At 35.4% G+C, this 16,170-nt stretch carries 15 protein-coding genes and 1 riboswitch; of the genes, 3 read left to right on the forward strand and 12 right to left on the reverse strand.

Features of this window, described 5'->3' with window-relative positions; all coding sequences use genetic code 11:
- Nucleotides 1-8: 8 nt before the first annotated feature.
- From JOC76_RS06175 to JOC76_RS06195, 5 genes are all read right to left on the reverse strand, one after another.
- Nucleotides 9-722, reverse strand: coding sequence for a GntR family transcriptional regulator (locus JOC76_RS06175; protein ID WP_205176728.1), 714 nt, complete (start codon nt 720-722; stop codon nt 9-11).
- 368 nt (nt 723-1,090) lie between these two features.
- Nucleotides 1,091-2,494: a 6-phospho-beta-glucosidase GmuD gene (gene gmuD, locus JOC76_RS06180; protein ID WP_205176729.1), complete on the reverse strand. Its 1,404-nt coding sequence runs from the start codon at nt 2,492-2,494 to the stop codon at nt 1,091-1,093.
- Nucleotides 2,495-2,604: 110 nt separating this feature from the next.
- A complete protein-coding gene (gene celB, locus JOC76_RS06185; protein ID WP_205176730.1) occupies nt 2,605-3,897 on the reverse strand; it encodes a PTS cellobiose transporter subunit IIC in 1,293 nt (430 codons plus the stop codon).
- 18 nt (nt 3,898-3,915) lie between these two features.
- Nucleotides 3,916-4,248: a PTS sugar transporter subunit IIA gene (locus JOC76_RS06190; protein WP_205176731.1), complete on the reverse strand. Its 333-nt coding sequence runs from the start codon at nt 4,246-4,248 to the stop codon at nt 3,916-3,918.
- 4 nt (nt 4,249-4,252) lie between these two features.
- Nucleotides 4,253-4,561, reverse strand: coding sequence for a PTS sugar transporter subunit IIB (locus JOC76_RS06195; protein WP_205176732.1), 309 nt, complete (start codon nt 4,559-4,561; stop codon nt 4,253-4,255).
- 252 nt (nt 4,562-4,813) lie between these two features.
- On the opposite strand from JOC76_RS06195, the gene JOC76_RS06200 reads away from it, so the two are divergent.
- Entirely contained in the window at nt 4,814-5,869 is a 1,056-nt protein-coding gene (locus tag JOC76_RS06200) for a lactonase family protein (protein WP_205176733.1), read from the forward strand.
- Nucleotides 5,870-6,041: 172 nt separating this feature from the next.
- Here JOC76_RS06200 and JOC76_RS06205 read toward each other — a convergent pair whose 3' ends face one another.
- Nucleotides 6,042-6,161, reverse strand: coding sequence for an anti-repressor SinI family protein (locus JOC76_RS06205; RefSeq protein ID WP_205176734.1), 120 nt, complete (start codon nt 6,159-6,161; stop codon nt 6,042-6,044).
- Between the two features lie 29 nt (nt 6,162-6,190).
- A riboswitch (cyclic di-GMP riboswitch) is annotated at nt 6,191-6,275 on the reverse strand.
- Between the two features lie 554 nt (nt 6,276-6,829).
- On the opposite strand from JOC76_RS06205, the gene JOC76_RS06210 reads away from it, so the two are divergent.
- Nucleotides 6,830-7,309 carry a VanZ family protein gene (locus JOC76_RS06210; RefSeq protein WP_205176735.1) on the forward strand — a complete coding sequence of 160 codons (480 nt, stop codon included), beginning with the start codon at nt 6,830-6,832 and terminating at the stop codon, nt 7,307-7,309.
- A 45-nt stretch (nt 7,310-7,354) separates the two neighbouring features.
- Here JOC76_RS06210 and JOC76_RS06215 read toward each other — a convergent pair whose 3' ends face one another.
- The 6 genes from JOC76_RS06215 to JOC76_RS06240 form a co-directional block, all read right to left on the reverse strand.
- Nucleotides 7,355-8,446 carry a nucleotidyltransferase domain-containing protein gene (locus JOC76_RS06215; RefSeq protein ID WP_307784695.1) on the reverse strand — a complete coding sequence of 364 codons (1,092 nt, stop codon included), beginning with the start codon at nt 8,444-8,446 and terminating at the stop codon, nt 7,355-7,357.
- Nucleotides 8,447-8,457: 11 nt separating this feature from the next.
- Nucleotides 8,458-10,269, reverse strand: coding sequence for an ABC transporter ATP-binding protein (locus tag JOC76_RS06220; RefSeq protein ID WP_205176736.1), 1,812 nt, complete (start codon nt 10,267-10,269; stop codon nt 8,458-8,460).
- 18 nt (nt 10,270-10,287) lie between these two features.
- A complete protein-coding gene (locus JOC76_RS06225) occupies nt 10,288-10,746 on the reverse strand; it encodes a signal peptidase I (RefSeq protein ID WP_205176737.1) in 459 nt (152 codons plus the stop codon).
- On the reverse strand, nt 10,736-11,011 hold the full coding sequence (locus JOC76_RS06230; RefSeq protein ID WP_205176738.1) for a PqqD family protein: 276 nt from the start codon (nt 11,009-11,011) through the stop codon (nt 10,736-10,738). The genes JOC76_RS06225 and JOC76_RS06230 overlap by 11 nt, the downstream gene beginning before the upstream one ends.
- Nucleotides 11,008-11,790, reverse strand: coding sequence for a hypothetical protein (locus tag JOC76_RS06235; protein ID WP_205176739.1), 783 nt, complete (start codon nt 11,788-11,790; stop codon nt 11,008-11,010). The genes JOC76_RS06230 and JOC76_RS06235 overlap by 4 nt, the downstream gene beginning before the upstream one ends.
- Nucleotides 11,791-11,876: 86 nt before the next feature.
- The gene (locus JOC76_RS06240) at nt 11,877-12,134 is read right to left on the reverse strand and encodes a hypothetical protein (protein WP_205176740.1); all 258 of its coding nucleotides are present in this window, start codon (nt 12,132-12,134) and stop codon (nt 11,877-11,879) included.
- Between the two features lie 907 nt (nt 12,135-13,041).
- Between JOC76_RS06240 and JOC76_RS06245 the strand changes: the two genes are divergently transcribed.
- Entirely contained in the window at nt 13,042-15,477 is a 2,436-nt protein-coding gene (locus JOC76_RS06245) for a right-handed parallel beta-helix repeat-containing protein (RefSeq protein WP_205176741.1), read from the forward strand.
- Nucleotides 15,478-16,170 lie beyond the last annotated feature (693 nt).

Raw genomic sequence — 16,170 nt, forward strand, 5'->3', positions numbered from 1 at the left:
CCTCCATATTATCGAATTGGATTAACCGTTGTTACTTCAAATTTATCATATCGGTGGCGTGAAAAGGAGTATTCAAACGGAACTCCGTTATTCAAAAAACCGATATGTTCAACCTCCAGAATCGGATCATCGGAAAGGCATTCTAAATGTTCTTGATCCAAAGAATCCGATTTACATGCCCTAATAATACGATGAGATCCTGCCATTGTTAAGCCCAAATCTTCTTTTATATATTTATAGACAGAGCCTTGCAGCACTTCATCTTTAATACCTGGAATAAGAGTGGTAGGCATATATGTTTTTTCCATCACATACGGCTCTCCATCAACTAACCTTAGACGAATAATATAATAAACGGGCGTCTTCTCATCAATGGCAAGATGCATGGCCACTTCTTCATTAGGAAATTGAACCTCAAACTTGATCACTTTACTTGTGATATTCTCGTCCTTTAAAAGGTTCGATAACCCTAAGGATTTATCTGATGCGACATTTACCTTATTTTTATTGATGGCGGATTGGACAATAAACGTACCATGTCCTCTCTTCCGATAAAGTAATCCTTCCACGACTAAAAGGTCCAATGCTCTTTTCATGGTCATTCGGCTGCAGCCAAATTCTTTCGCTAGAGAAATTTCGTCTGGTATGGGTTGGTCAATCGGATATTCTCTGTTTATAATTCTTTGTCTCATTTCTGAAGAGATTGATTCATATTTATTCATGCGGAGAACCACCCAACTAGTATTGTTAATTTTATTATAATAATTGTTTCCTTCCAGTTCTATTTATTTTTAAAAAAAGAATGGCCAAATTGACCATCCTGTAGAATGGCTCTGTTAAATTGGGATGTTGATTTCCGCTCCAGGCGCTCGCTTTCCGCGGGCGTGCCGGGGAGCCTCCTCGACGCTAAAGCGTCTGTGGGGTCTCCCCTGCCCCGTACTCCCGCAGGAGTCGAGCGCCTTCCGCTCCAATCAACAGAGTAATAAAAACAAAGAAGATGTCTTTTAACAGAGCCTATTAGAATAAATAAGGATCGATATAAAGTCGGGATTTATGTTCATTAATAATTGTTAATCTTGAAATTCCATTATTAGAAACCGTTATTCTTCGAAACCTTTTTAAACCAATGACCGCTCTTTTTAATGGTTCGTTCTCCATCTTTATTAAGATTCACAGAAACAAATCCATAGCGATTTTTATAAGCATTTGTCCATGACCAATTGTCCATAAATGTCCATAAATGATAGCCCTTCACATTAGAACCTTCCTGAATCGCTTTGTGTACCCATTTTAAATGCTCGCTGATAAATTCAATTCGATAGTCATCTTGGATGATTCCATTTTCATCTCGGAATTTTTCCTCACCTTCGACACCCATCCCATTTTCAGAAATAAAACATTCAATATTACCATAGTTTTCTTTTAAATTGGTGAGGATGTCGTAAACGCCCTTTTCGTAAATCTCCCAGCCACGGTGTGGATTCATTTTACGTCCAGGCATTGCATAATAATCAAAATAGCGCTCAGGCATAAACGGTGCTTCAGGATTTGGAAGATACTCTTTTGCTTTTACACGTCGGGGCTGGTAGTAGTTAACACCTAGAATATCAATCGTATTATTTTTAATGATTTCCATGTCCCCATCTTCAACCACTGGCATAAAACCTTCTTCTTTTAAGATTTGGACAAGTTCCTGTGGGAATTCACCTTTCACAGAAGGGTCTAAGAAAGAGCGATTGAAAAAGGCATCGCAAAGGACAGCTGCTTTTACATCAGCAGGATTTTGACTTCTTGGATAAGACGGTGTCAGATTTAAGACAATCCCAATTTTACCATCTTGGTTAAGCTGTCTATAAGCTTTAATCGCCTTTGCACTTGCTAAAATCGTATGGTAGCCCACTTGAACAGCTTTTTGGAAATCCACTTCATTTGGATAGTGGAAATCATATAGGTAGCCACCTTCTACTGGAACAATCGGTTCATTATGTGTAAACCATTTTTTCACCCGGTCGCCGAACAATCCAAAGCAGGTTCTCGCATACACCTCATAGGCATCCACTACTTCTCTATTTGCCCAGCCTCCGATTTTTTGCAACTCCATTGGCATATCGAAATGAAATAGTCCGACAAATGGTTCAATGCTATTTTTAATAAATTCATTAATGACATGATTATAAAATTCGACAGCCTTTTGATTGACTTCCCCCACACCATTGGGAATTAACCTTGCCCATGAAATGGACATGCGGAAAGAGTTATGACCAATTTCCTTCATTAGTCTAATATCTTCTTTGTATTTGTAATAAAATTGAGATGTTTTTTCTGGACCGACACCATCAAAAAAACGATTTGGCTCTATTTCATACCAGTAGTCCCATATATTTTTTCCTTTTCCGTCGACATTTGCTGCCCCCTCCGTTTGGGTAGCTGAGGCTGCTGATCCCCACCAAAAACCTTCTGGAAAGCGGTATTGAATTTCATTTATATTTGACATAAGTAGTGTTCTCCTCTTTTGTTTTCTATTAACCGAAAAGGGCAGAGGTCGGTCGTGCAACATTTATTTGCATCTCCACTTAAGTCCCTGCCCATCCCTTTCATTTAAAACTAAGCTGCGTTGTTATCTGCTTGTTCTTTCTTGACGTTTACACGATCGATTACTTTTAGGAATGGGAACCAAATGACAAATACGATTACCAGGTTAACAAGCTGCAGTAATCCGCCTGCTAAAGAGTTCGTTGCCATAATACCATTGATAAAAATTGGTACAGTCCAAGGTACAGTAACACCCGTTGGAGGAGGAACCAATCCAGTTTTCATGGCGAAATAGGAAACCAATGTCACAATCATTGGTGAAAGAATCCAAGGTACCATAATTAATGGATTCATTACGATTGGTAAACCAAAGATAACTGGTTCGTTAACATTGAAAATCCCAGGTCCAATGGCAAGCTTTCCAACCTGTTTCATCTGCTTGCTCTTCATAAAGAATAGAATGGCTAACACAACTGCCAGAGTCATCCCCGTTCCACCCATACCAACTGTATAGATTTCCATAAACGGTTTGGAAATAATATGTGGAATAGGCTGACCATGTGTATAAGCATTCAAGTTTTCAATTTGTAAGGTATTCCAGATAGGATCCATGACAGAGTTGATGATAATTTGACCATGTAAGCCAAAAAACCAGAGAATTTGAATAAAGAAAATAGCAATTAAGGTAGGGATGATTCCACTTCCTAAACCAACTAATGGTGCTTGAATCGCTTTATAGATGACATCATGCATATTGGTTTTAAATACTTGTGTAACAAAAATATTAATAGCTAAAAATACGGTTAACGTAATAATAGCTGGAATAAGTGCAGCAAATGATTTTGCTACTGCCGGCGGTACGCCGGGAGGCATCTTAATCGTAATATTTTTCTGAACGATGGTTCGATAAATTTCTGCTGAGATAAAAGCGGTAATCATGCCAAGGAACATCCCTTTTGCACCAAGGCGATCAACTGGGATAACCCCTGTGACGGCTTGTCCATGTTCTGGTTGAAGCACAAATGGTGTTAAAATTAAAAAGGAAACGAGTGCAATGGCACCACCAAAAACCGCTTCAACATTATAACTTTTTGATAAATAATACCCGATACCAAATACAACAAATACAGACATAATGCCCATTGTAGAAGATGATGCTATTCCGAACATATCTCGGAATGAATTAATAGCCGCTTCACTCATTAGCTTATTTAAAAATGGTAAATTCGTTAATACTACAAAGATGGAACCGAAGATTGTAAGTGGAAACGATAACATAAAAGCATCTCGTAATACACTTAAATATCGATTGTTATTCAATTTTCCTGCGATTGGAACAAGATATTCACTAAGTTTTTCAAACAAAGTACTTCCCCCTCTGATTTATAAGTTTTTCTGTTTAAAAAGATCTAGAAGCTCTTTTACAAGCTCTTTCATGGTTATGGTTGACATTAAATGATCTTCAGCATGCATTAATAACAAAGCGAACTCCACTTTCTCTCCAGAAGCTTCCTTTTGGATCATTTTAAAATGGATTTCGTGAGAAACACGTAAGTCTTCTTCGGCTTGAACAAGCAAATTATCTGCATCTTCTACATTCCCTTCACGATATTCACGTAGTGCTTGTATAATTTTACTTCTCGCATTTCCACTATGAAGAATAAGCATAAAATTCGTTTGTTCAGGTGTTAATGTTTCAAAATCAATGTTTTCCATAGTATTATTCTCCCATTAACTTAACAGCCTGCTCGTAGGCTTTTTTTCCATCTGCTAATCCATAAGCCAACATGTCTATGACATCTACTTTAATCCCATATTGATTAGCTTCTTTTTGTAATTCACCTTTTAAAAAGCTCATTTGCGGTCCAATTAAGACCACATCGGCGTTAGCCATTTCTTGTTTTGCCTGGTCTTGTCCAACTGCCCAAATTTTCACATCTGCATTTATGGATTCAGCATGCTTTTCCATTTTCGTTACTAATAGACTTGTTGACATTCCAGCACTACAAGCTAATAGAATTCTTTTCATTATGATCAAACTCCCTTGCTAGTTTAATAGATTATATGTTTTTCAAAAGCGTTTGCAACAACCGCTTACAAAACCTATTATAAACATTTTATTTTAAATGTCTATACATTTATTTTAAAAAATACAATCTTTTAATGATTTTTTTCAATATAAAAAGTAGTATCCTCTATTCAATGCATTATTTTTAATTTTTAGATAAAAATAGGATATTATAATAGAGAAACAATTTTATCTATTTAAGGAGCAGAGAAAATGGCAAACACGAAATTCAAAGGTTATATCGGAACCTACACAAAGGGAGACAGTAAAGGAATTTATTCTTTTACATTAGACACAACTGAAGGAAAAATTGAAGATATTCAAGTGGCAGCAGAACTAGGGAATCCTACCTATCTTGCAATCAGTAAGGATAATCGTTCCCTTTACTCCGTTGTTAAAGAAGGTGAAGCTGGAGGGATTGCAGCTTTTTCCATTGATGAAACAGGCAACCTGACTGCTATTAACAGTGAAGTATTAGATGGTGCACCACCATGTTATGTTAGCGTTGACAGTAAGAACCGTATCGTATTTGGTGCCAACTACCACCAAGGGCTTGTTCAATCAAATCTTATTAATCAAGAGGACGGCTCTATCCTGCCTTATGCATCGATTAGAGAACATGAAGGCAAAGGTCCAGACCCAAGACAGGAAAAGCCTCATACTCATTATTCCGAACTTACACCAGATGAAAAATATCTTGCCGTGTGTGAATTAGGAAGTGATGCGGTTATTACATATACTGTGGCAGAAGATGGCACTCTTACAAAGGTGAATCTTTTACCTGTAAAAGCTGGAAGCGGTCCAAGACATCTAGTTTTTCATCCAAATGGAAAAGTAGCTTATGTAATGACAGAGTTCAGCTCTGAAGTGATTGTGTTAAATTATAACGCTGAAACTGGTTCGTTTACAGAGGTTCAATATATTTCCACACTTCCAGAAGATTTTAAAGAGAATAACCAAGGCAGTGCCATCCATATTTCTGCAGATGGCCGTTATGTATATGCTGGTAATCGCGGTCATAACAGTATTGCGGTATTCAGTGTGGAGCAAGGTACTGGAGAGCTTACGTTTGTGGAGCGTACTTCAACGGAAGGCGATTGGCCTCGTGATTTTGAAATTGATCCGAGCGGGAAGTTTGTGGTTGCAGCGAACCAAGAGTCAAGCAATGTGGTATTGTACTCAAGAGATGAGGCTTCAGGCAAATTGACCCTGATTACTTCGGATATTACGGTGCCTTATGGGGTTTGTGTGAAGTTTTTAAATTATTAATATAAACAAAAAAACAGCTTAATCAATTGTTTAGATAATTGGTTAAGCTGTTTCTATTTTTATGTAGAGCATATTAAGTATTTTCTCCTCCATAATACTATGTATGAAGCGATATTCCCATTTTAAATGAATATTAAGAAAATTCAATGCGCAGTTGTTAATAAGAACTAGATTATTTAGACTTTGATAAAAACTCTCTAATTTCTTCTATGGAAAGTCCTAAATTTTTAGCCTCATTAATAAGATCTAACCATTCTTGATCAAGCTCTTTTTCTACAGTTAATACAGACACGATTTTATCCTCCTAAAAATATTACTAATTTAGGTAACTCAGCCATCTTAGTTATTACACCTTAGACCTGTAGCTTTGCGTCCCAATCTTTCGAATGGTTTGCCTTTGTCTTATATAGTATTAAAGTATTAAACAACAATATTAATAGTACTATAGTCTTCATGGGAAATAAATGGAATTAATTCCAAAAATTTCGACACAATTTCGACAATATTTCGATATACTAAACAAAGCTATTTCTGGTTAAGAAGTTTTAGAACACATTTCTCACAAGTTACCTGTCCTAATTCAATGAATTTAATTTTTCTTAGAGTCTTCCTTTTAATCACTATTTCCGTATTAAATTCAAGTCCGCATACACAATAGTATGAGTCTTTAACAATGTGTATTTGATCCTTTTCTTTTATTAGTGGATATATCATGATTCTCCTTCTTTTCTTGGTTTGGTTCTTCATAAAGAACAATATAAGTTCATTATAAGGAAAGTGTGGAATTTTGTAAATGCATTAGGGCTAATTTTACCCATAATATTACTATTTTCCATAGTATTAAAGTCATATTACGAAATGAATTCAGGCTATATGTAAACGGATAAACATTGTTCTTATAAGAGAACAATGTTATCATTGTAAATAGATATTCATAAGAAAATATATGGAGATAGACTAATGGATAAACTGGGGATAGAAACAATTAAAAAGCACTCACCTAAAAAGCAAATTTTAATTAAACTACTATTAATTGTTTTATGGGGTCTATTTTTATTGTTAAATACATGGACAGAGAGTATCGAAAAGCTTATGTATCTGCATACATTCGGATTTAAATGGGTACCTACTCCAGATTTTTCGTCCTTCTTTATTTTTAATGATATTACTTTGGTTCATTCTGAATTTATTAAAGTAAAATCCGGACATTTTATCGGTTTCGGGATTATGGATTTACTTCTTTTTAGCTTTATAAAAAATCATAAATACTCCGTCATAATTGCATTAATTTTTGCGTTTATCACTGAATTTTTCCAACTGTTTTTCGGCAGGGATGGCAGACTTTATGATTTGATTATTGATTCATTGGGGATTTTTTCCGTTTACTATCTTACAAAGAAATTATCCTCATTAAATAAGGCTGAAATGAAAAAAGGATGAGCAATTTGCTTATCCTTTTTTCGATACAAGAGTATGTTAAAGCTGCTATTGACTAAAAAAAACTTTTACCATGGAGGTGAATCTTTTTTTATACAAAGCCATGTACATGTTGAACATCGACATCCCATGTTGTTGCTCACCAATTTCCGCAGTAAGTTCATATTTTGAAGGCCAAATCAAGTTTACGAGTTCAATAAAGCTATGTCTAGCAGTATCGTAGCTAAATAACTGATAATCAATAAAGTCCATATATTGCTTTATTCCTTTTCGGTCTTGATACTCCCAATTAGTGTGCTTCAATTTAAATGGTAATTCTATTAATTTATTCAAATGAGGAAATTGTTGATAGACAATTGATAAGGTCCTTTTAAACCGTGTTAACGTTCTGTGTGAGGCAGCTAGTTTTAATAAATAATCATAATCGATTAATCCTCTTAATTTGTAGATTAATTGAATAATATCTATAAAGTATTTCGCTGAATCCAAATTGTGCCGCCAACCATGAAGGCAGATCATGTAAAACAAATGATTGGGTGATAACTCTTTAAGATATTTAGACTTGCCAACTGGTACAGCTTGACTCCATAAGTCATCAATATTAAAGTTGGACGTATTTTCCTTCACAATATTCCAATGCAATTCCACAACTAACGGCATGTACGATCCGTTTATTTTTTTACTAAAACTGCAATGGAAGTGACTAGGGACCTGCTCCTCTTCAACAGTAAACCCTAAGTACTTTATGGTTTCGATTGCTTTATCGAGGTCCGAGTGGCGAACTAAAAGATCGATATCCGATGTGGCCCTTGCTCCGATATGACCAAAATAATCTTCAGCAAATTTGACCCCTTTAAGTGGTATAATATCGATGTTGTGTTCCTCAAAATTGGTTAAAATGGAATTCATCTGGTTTTTTATAAATAGATTTTGAAATAGCCCTTTTTCATAGCTTGCTTTTAAACAACTTTGAAAAAAAGCAGGAGTTTGGCTTAGCCTCCCCTGCTGCTTTAGGATTACGAAAACTTGAGAGGAAATACCTTCTTCTTCAATTTCGAAGAGCGCACGCCTATAGAATTCTTCTTCTTGGGGCATCTCAGTGCTTTGATTATATAGTAATGTAACAATCTCTAAACCCACGGGTTTCACCTCTATTCCACAGCTGCAACCAAAGATAATGTGCCTTCATTTTTTGAACTAAATGATGATTCATACAGTTTTCGATATAAACCCATTTCATTTATTAGTTCCTTATGCGTTCCTCGTTGGATGATTTCCCCATGTTCCATTACCATTATGACATCGGCATTCTGGATCGTCGACAAACGATGTGCGATGATGATCGTGGTTCGACCCTTCATTAGTTCATCCAATGCCTCTTTGACGTAATACTCCGTTTCTCCATCCAAGGCAGATGTCGCTTCATCCAATAAAAGAATCGGTGCATCCTTTAATATCGCTCTTGCAATGGCCATTCGTTGTTTTTGACCCCCAGATAACTTCATTCCATTTTCCCCGATTTCAGTGTCGTATCCTTTTGGCAATGACAGTATGAAGTCATGAATTTCAGCCAGAATGGCTGCTTCTACCATTTCCCTTTCCGTTATGTTCGGACGGGCAATCAGTAAATTTTCCTTCACCGTTCCCGAAAATAGAAACGTCTCTTGTGGAACCAGAGCAATTGAACTTCTTAATTCAGATGCTGAAAAGTCCTGAAGGGACTTTCCTGCCATTAAGATGTCACCTGATTGAGGTTTATAAAAACCTTGCAGGAGATTAAACAACGTACTCTTACCTGCCCCACTCGGCCCGACTAAAGCTACTACCTTTCCTTCTGAAATTTCGAGATTAAAATGTTTAAAGACAGGTTTATTTTCCACATAACTAAAAGTAACATTTCGATATTCAATCGTACCGTTAACGGATTTATTTTGAGAGTAAGATGGAAGTTCTTGTACGTCTGCTGGTTTTTCGAGAACATCCAATACCCTCTCCAGGGCAGCAACAGACCGTTGAAAGCCTGCCCAAACATTTGCCAAGCCTGTAATTGGATAATATAAATGAGTAACCAGGTTTAAAAAGGTTAATAATGCTCCTACTGAAAGAATCCCTTTAGAGACAAAAAGAGCTCCAATCGATAAATTAAGAATAAAGGTAATCGAGCCGATGATTTGTTCTCCTGTTTTGTACCAGCTCTGGAGTTTAGCATTTTCTAATTCTAAATGATATAATTCTTGGTTTTGTTTTACATACTTTTTATAGTGAAGTTTTTCTAGTGTAAATGATCGAATTACCATAAAACCATGGAAGGTCTCATTTAAAAGACTATTAATATTACCAACTAAACGGTGAATTAATCTGCCATTTTTCCGAAGCAATAAGCCAAATCCTAAACCAGAAAGTGCTGCTATGGGTGCTATGATTAGACTTACTAAGCATAGTGTGAGGTTGATATGCACTAAATACACAAATACAACAATATAAATTATCGGCAGTCTAACAAGGCTAATGAGGCTACTCCCAATCACTCCATCGACACCATGAATATCATTGGAAAAATGGGACATTAATTCACCGGAACGATAATTGGACACAACTCCGGAAGGTAATCTTAATACATGGTTAAAGAAATGATTTTTCAAATCCATTTTCACCCCATTGGTGGCAATCATATTAAAAAAGGTATAGGATACACTCGATGCAATACTCATTAAGATGAGGAATGCACCATATGGAATAAAGGATAAAATTTTACTGTAACCGCCATGAATCGCAGCATCTGTAATCTCTCCGTAGAACTTGGCAAAAGCTATGGTTAGGTAGATATCCACACCTAATAATAGAAGAATGGCAAGATAAGCCTTCCATCTTTTAAGAATATAGGGCAGGACAAAAGAAAAAACCCGTCGAATATCCTTCATCGAGAAATATTGAATCATTAGCGATTTTAGCTGATTTTTCATGGTAGGGACACTCCATCATTAATTAAAATGTACGTCTAGTTTCCTATTTAAATAGTTACGTAAAATACCTGAGAGGAATGGATTTGAAAGAATTAATGTTCCCCAAAGTCGGGAGAGCACGTGATTAGTGGTTATTGTCAAATGCTTTTTTTGTACATTAACTAGCTTTCCAAGAATCCAATTTTCTTCAATCGGTTGGTCGTAACCAAGGTTGGTATCTCCTTTTAGGACTAATACCGTTTGATCCTTCATTTTTACCTTTTTAACAAAACGATGCGCAACTAATTCACCTGTTTGAGAATAATAGAGAAGAACATCGCCTTTTTTAAATAATGAAGTTTTACATGGGACGAACCGGCAGATGTTCCCTTTTTGGATTAGAGGATACATACTATTTCCAGAGGAAGGGAGTTCCAACCAGCCATCTTTATTTATTGCTTTTTTCAGAAGTGTAAAAGTATGAATATCAATTTGCATGTTGAATCAACCCACACTGATCAAGATTCTTTAAAAATTCCTCCATATCCTTTTTTACTTGATCCTGACTTTCAGATACGGAGAACTTCTCGACCACTGATTGTGTAAGAGTTTCTGCTGTTTGGGCTTTCTGCAACATCACCCAGCAAAATCCCCCCACCTCATTTAGTTTCGTTACAGTAAACTGATTGGTATCCAAAATAACCCATTCTCCATCTAGCTCGGTTGCTTCACAAGTTCCTTTTTGAATAAATTGTGTAATCATGATATTAACTCCCAAAAGGTATTATTTTTTTGAAAATGAAGTTCATAGGTAGGCACTTCTTTTACTAATAAAGTTAATAGCTTCATAATAGTTCGGGTTTCTTCCTGATTCTGCGGCCAAAAAAATACTTTATCCATTAAATGAAGCAGTGCATCCGCTTTTTCTAAACGGATTCGTTTATTTTGAAAAGCTTGGACGAGGATTTGCATACTTGCAATCTCCACATTCCCTTCGAAAGATTCCGCTGCTATTTCACTTCGAAATGGTGAATTATACACGGAAACTTCATTTGGAGTAATTTTGACGATTGTGGCTTCATCGGATAATAAACTCCTAGGGTATGAAAGTTTTGCTGCAGTCGATTTTCCTGCACCAGAATGTCCGGCAAATAGATGGGCTTTACCATTTTCTAGAGCACAAGAAGAATGTATTAATAGGCCCCAATTATGGTAAACAATAAATGAGCTGTACAAGTTGGTTAATGCATGTTTTAAAGCTAAATCATCATAAACAGCTACTGTTGCAGATTTAAATTCCGAATCAACATCAATCAGATAATCGGCTCTGGAGTATATAACTCTATTATTCTTTTTTGTGATTTTTACTTCATAATCCTTGAAAGGAACACCATAGTTATACTTAATTGTAATAACTAAATCAGGTAACCTGTTTAATCTACCTGCGGTTATAACGAAATTTTTTAAAATTTTATGAAAATTTTCGGATTCAGATATTATGTTAATAAAATGGTCGCCAATTTTTGTTTGTATTTGTACCATATTCGGCTCCTTTAAATTCTCTAACAGGTGAAAGGGAAGTCGGCGAAAAACCACCAGTTCACCAAACTCCCCATACATTTAATTTCTTAGTTTACCTTAGGATTGCACTGGCCAACTCCAATATTCCCATTACCTTGACCATTACTGTTTCCATTTTCATTACTTGCTGTTCCTGCTCCACATGGTTGTGGGTTAGGATTAGTTTCCACAGGGAATTTTATCCCACCATTTCCATCAGATGGGGGGCTATTCCCTACTCCTGGATTCCAGCTATGTCTGGTTTCGAATTGAAGTGGTTGATGGCCGAGAATAATTGGTTTATTATAGAATTTTTCCTTTATCACTCTATCACCTCCTTACTAAGCTTAAAAACGTTCATTATAAAGAACGTATTAACAAAATTTTTTTAATATATATTAAATATACGTATTAGTCTAATAATAAAATATTATATACCAACTTACATTCTTTTTAAAGAACAATTATTCGACAAAATTTAAATATCATTATAATTTAAGAAAGATGACTTTTTCAAAGGTCGTATTTATATATAATTATTTTAAAATCAAATCTAAAACTATACATAACTATGGATCAAAGATAGAATCAAAACAATCCACAATCTTGTTTCCCCTTTTAATAGGTAATCTGCAAAGGGCAGGTTTTACACTCTTTTGCGCTGTTTATAGATTGGGACATAGTCATAAGCAGCTTCCATAACACCGTAACTAATAGGTATTAAAGCAAGCCTTCTAATAATCCCCTTAAGGAGAGCACTAGGCAGCTTTTCATAATTAGCCTAGTAGATGACTCCGGAATTGTGCCGGAGTCATTTTATTTCCCCCCCATGATAACGATCATTGTTATATTCCTCATTATAATTACCTATCAATCCCTGAAATGCTTCAAAACTATATCATTCTTTATAGTTAACTTCATCTTTTAAATGACCAAAGAATGATTTCATTGATACGTTGTCCCAACAGTAGTCCACCCCTTAATGATTCCCACATATTTACAACTGTAATATCTACTATCATCTTTAATGTTTCATTTTATAGTATTTCAACAGCTAGGATATCAATCCAATCGTCAGCATCAACAAACATTATAGGGACGTAGTTTATAGGAGCCTCTTTTAAATTTTTATTTAAACACGACGCTTTAATACACTATTGTACAATCAAACACTAAAAAAAAAGAATATTATATTAAAAATTATTTGAAAAATAATTAATTGGAGGTCAAGTGATGACTATTAACAGCGCTAATGTTTATATAATAGATTTATCCACCTGGGGGATAACACAGGGGATTCCGTCTAAACCATATACAAAAGACCATTATACTTTGGCTAATAATAATATTTCTGGTATAAATAATGCATTGTCATGGGCTTATCAAAATGGATATGATTATGTGGTTTTACCAAAAGGAAGTTATGCAATTTGTTATCCGAATCCGATTAAAACGCAACCTAACATGACAATAGATTTTAACTTTTCCACATTAAAGGTCATTTACGATTCTGACAACCGTTCTCCATTTGATAAATCAGGGAACCCAGTTTATAAATTTGGAGGTGACAGCATTCTATGTACAACTTCACAAACTCATATTATTAATCTGATTTTAATAGGGGACCGAATCGATAGAAGTTGGTTAAATTCATCTGAAAGATCGATGGAGTCTACCAATGGGGTTAAGTTTGGAGCTGGAGCACATTATTCGACCATTAGAAACTGTAATATTTCTTATTATATGGGGGATGCAATAGCACTTTACTATAGCCCATATGCAGGTGTCGGGAGTATCGGTTCAATGGAATTTGGTAGTTTGAGTAACACCACTGGAGCTACTATAACAGGAGTTACTTCTAACTCTGTGCGAAGTGTTAACTATATTTCTATTCCGTCAGGGCTTAAAGAATTTTCAATGATTGGTCTCGGGTATGCCCCTGCTACTTCTATTCCATCTGGCACTTACAATATATATTTTTATAGAAGCGATAACACGCTTATTATGGCTAAAACGAATGCACGAACAAGGGATATTGTCCAAGTTCCTACAAATGCAACAAAGTTAAAACTATCTTGGGAAGGTAATGGTACAGTCGATGATGGTACTTTGCCGAATAATCCTCCATATTGGGCAATATTAATACAAAATGGAGTTGCTGATCATGTTATGGTAGAATACAACGAAATCCATCGCTGTCATCGAGGCGGTTTATTTCTTGGAACTAACAATGCCTTAATAAGAAAGAATTATTTCCATGATACTGGCGCTCCTGATGGGATGGACATTGACGGATTGCCACAATTCCCAGACTTTACCCGTTATGCAATTAACACAGAAGATAATGTTGGGCAAAACTGCCATATTGTTGATAATACTTTTGATAACTGTAGGATTGCAATAGCCCTTCGTGGGGAATACAACGAAGTTTCGTCAAATGAATTTCGAAACTGCCCGATTGCAATACAGTTATATTACCAACGTCATATTACTGTAACGAAAAACTACTTTTATTACGGTAACTTCCAGTGTTTTAATTACTATAATTTTGACAGAGATTGGATTATTACAGAAAATATTTTCAATGCTTCGAAAATGACTTTCGCCGGTTCCGGAACAATTACAACCATTAGTAATAACCGTTTCCATTCAGGGTCTTTTGTTAGCAATAGTGTTGCCTCGTTGAGTTTTAAAAATAATACATTCGACAATTCACATTATACCGTAACAGAAACCCAAACTCTTATTGACGGTTGCTCTTTTGTTAATGGCGGTTATATTGAAATGTATAGCTTAGTAAACCCTTTTGATAAGATCATACGATGCAATTTTAATAATGGGAGTTATATAAGGATGCAAAATAGCCCCCAAGTTATTATAAGAGATTCAGTATTCAATGATGGGTATGTTTATTATAGTAGTCCATCTGGCACATATACGCTTATTAACTGCACAATTAACAACACTTCTAGACCTTTAATCACTAATCCCAAACCTGCCGGTTATACAACAACCAACATTTTGCAACTTAAAAATTGCAACATATCCTTAGGTATTGCACCATCAAGCTGGCAATCATCTCATAATTACTATATAGGAGATACTGTAATTCCTACTAAACCCAATGGTTACTATTATCAATGTTTTGCACCTGGCAAGTCGGGAACAAGTGAACCAAATTGGAGTACAACAACAGGATCAGTAACCGTTGACGGAACTGTCCAATGGAATGTGTATCCTATTGCAAAAGTACCTCTTATTTATGCTTTTTATTGGGGAGAATTAGACATTGATAATTCCACAATAAACTTTAATTTAGTAACCAATTATTCAAGCGTTCTAGCTGATTTTTATGGGAGTATTAAAAATGCATTAAAAATAAGGAATTCAACAATAAGTGCATCACCTGCACAAGCTTCTTATTCGGTTAGTTCTCCTATCCTTGTATTAGTTGATAATAAATTCACTAATTTTTCTTTAACCAATCAGCCTGCCAATGTAATAACATATGATAGTTCTGAACCATATATTAGAATGCCGATAACAGGTAATTCTGCACCAAGTGCAATCCCACAATATATAGGACAAGTGTATATTGATACTTCCGCAAAAAAAATATACCAAGCTGCGGGTAAGTCTGCACTATCAGATTGGATTGCTCTTAATTAACTGTTAATAAAGCCTTAGGCCCTTCTCGTTTGAGAGGGCTTAATTCTATATGTTATTGAAAGCCAAATTTGGGCTTGTTTTGACGATTATTACCATGAGCATAAGTATAATTATGCTCCTATGTTGTCCTTAACAGGAAATGAGTAATAACAGTATGCATTTCAGTTCCCTTTTCACCAGATTCGGGAATCTATGCTTCTCATCCAACGATCAAAATTACTTCTTGTACAGTCATACCATTTTGAAGTTAATTAAATTGATCAAAATAAATTTCTACTCCAGATCCTCCACATATTCCAAACTTGGATTTGCTTATAAATTATCCACCTAGGACATCATGTTTACGCTCGACATAAACCCATCTGTTTCGAGTTTGTGGTGCTGATTTTAAAGGCAGATTTACAATTTATGATGCAACCAACAGTCCAAACCTCTTAATTTATGGTGAGCCTGGCAGCGGTAAAAGCTCTATACAAACCAAAACAGATAAGTTTTATTTAGCTGATTTCAAAATATTCGAGTTGAACCTATGAAGGGGTAGAATTAAAGAGGGTATCAAAGTAATCTTTTTTACACGTTATCAGCCAAGTTCCATCCACCATAATAAACTTTACTAATAACAGAGATAAAATAAAAATAACCACTTTGTAAAAAAAGATAAATTTACTGCTTTATAGCCAAGAAGGGTTCAAA

Origin of the sequence: Neobacillus cucumis, assembly GCF_016908975.1 — a bacterium.
Lineage (GTDB): Bacteria > Bacillota > Bacilli > Bacillales > Cytobacillaceae > Neobacillus > Neobacillus cucumis.

Bases quoted from the DNA above. Each gene is read 5' to 3' on its own strand.
- JOC76_RS06175 (WP_205176728.1), bottom strand. From the start codon at position 722: ATGAATAAATATGAATCAATCTCTTCAGAAATGAGACAAAGAATTATA.
- JOC76_RS06190 (WP_205176731.1), bottom strand. From the start codon at position 4,248: ATGGAAAACATTGATTTTGAAACATTAACACCTGAACAAACGAATTTT.
- JOC76_RS06200 (WP_205176733.1), top strand. From the start codon at position 4,814: ATGGCAAACACGAAATTCAAAGGTTATATCGGAACCTACACAAAGGGA.
- JOC76_RS06225 (WP_205176737.1), bottom strand. From the start codon at position 10,746: ATGCAAATTGATATTCATACTTTTACACTTCTGAAAAAAGCAATAAAT.
- JOC76_RS06235 (WP_205176739.1), bottom strand. From the start codon at position 11,790: ATGGTACAAATACAAACAAAAATTGGCGACCATTTTATTAACATAATA.
- JOC76_RS06195 (WP_205176732.1), bottom strand. From the start codon at position 4,561: ATGAAAAGAATTCTATTAGCTTGTAGTGCTGGAATGTCAACAAGTCTA.
- JOC76_RS06230 (WP_205176738.1), bottom strand. From the start codon at position 11,011: ATGATTACACAATTTATTCAAAAAGGAACTTGTGAAGCAACCGAGCTA.
- gmuD (WP_205176729.1), bottom strand. From the start codon at position 2,494: ATGTCAAATATAAATGAAATTCAATACCGCTTTCCAGAAGGTTTTTGG.
- JOC76_RS06245 (WP_205176741.1), top strand. From the start codon at position 13,042: ATGACTATTAACAGCGCTAATGTTTATATAATAGATTTATCCACCTGG.
- JOC76_RS06210 (WP_205176735.1), top strand. From the start codon at position 6,830: ATGGATAAACTGGGGATAGAAACAATTAAAAAGCACTCACCTAAAAAG.
- JOC76_RS06220 (WP_205176736.1), bottom strand. From the start codon at position 10,269: ATGAAAAATCAGCTAAAATCGCTAATGATTCAATATTTCTCGATGAAG.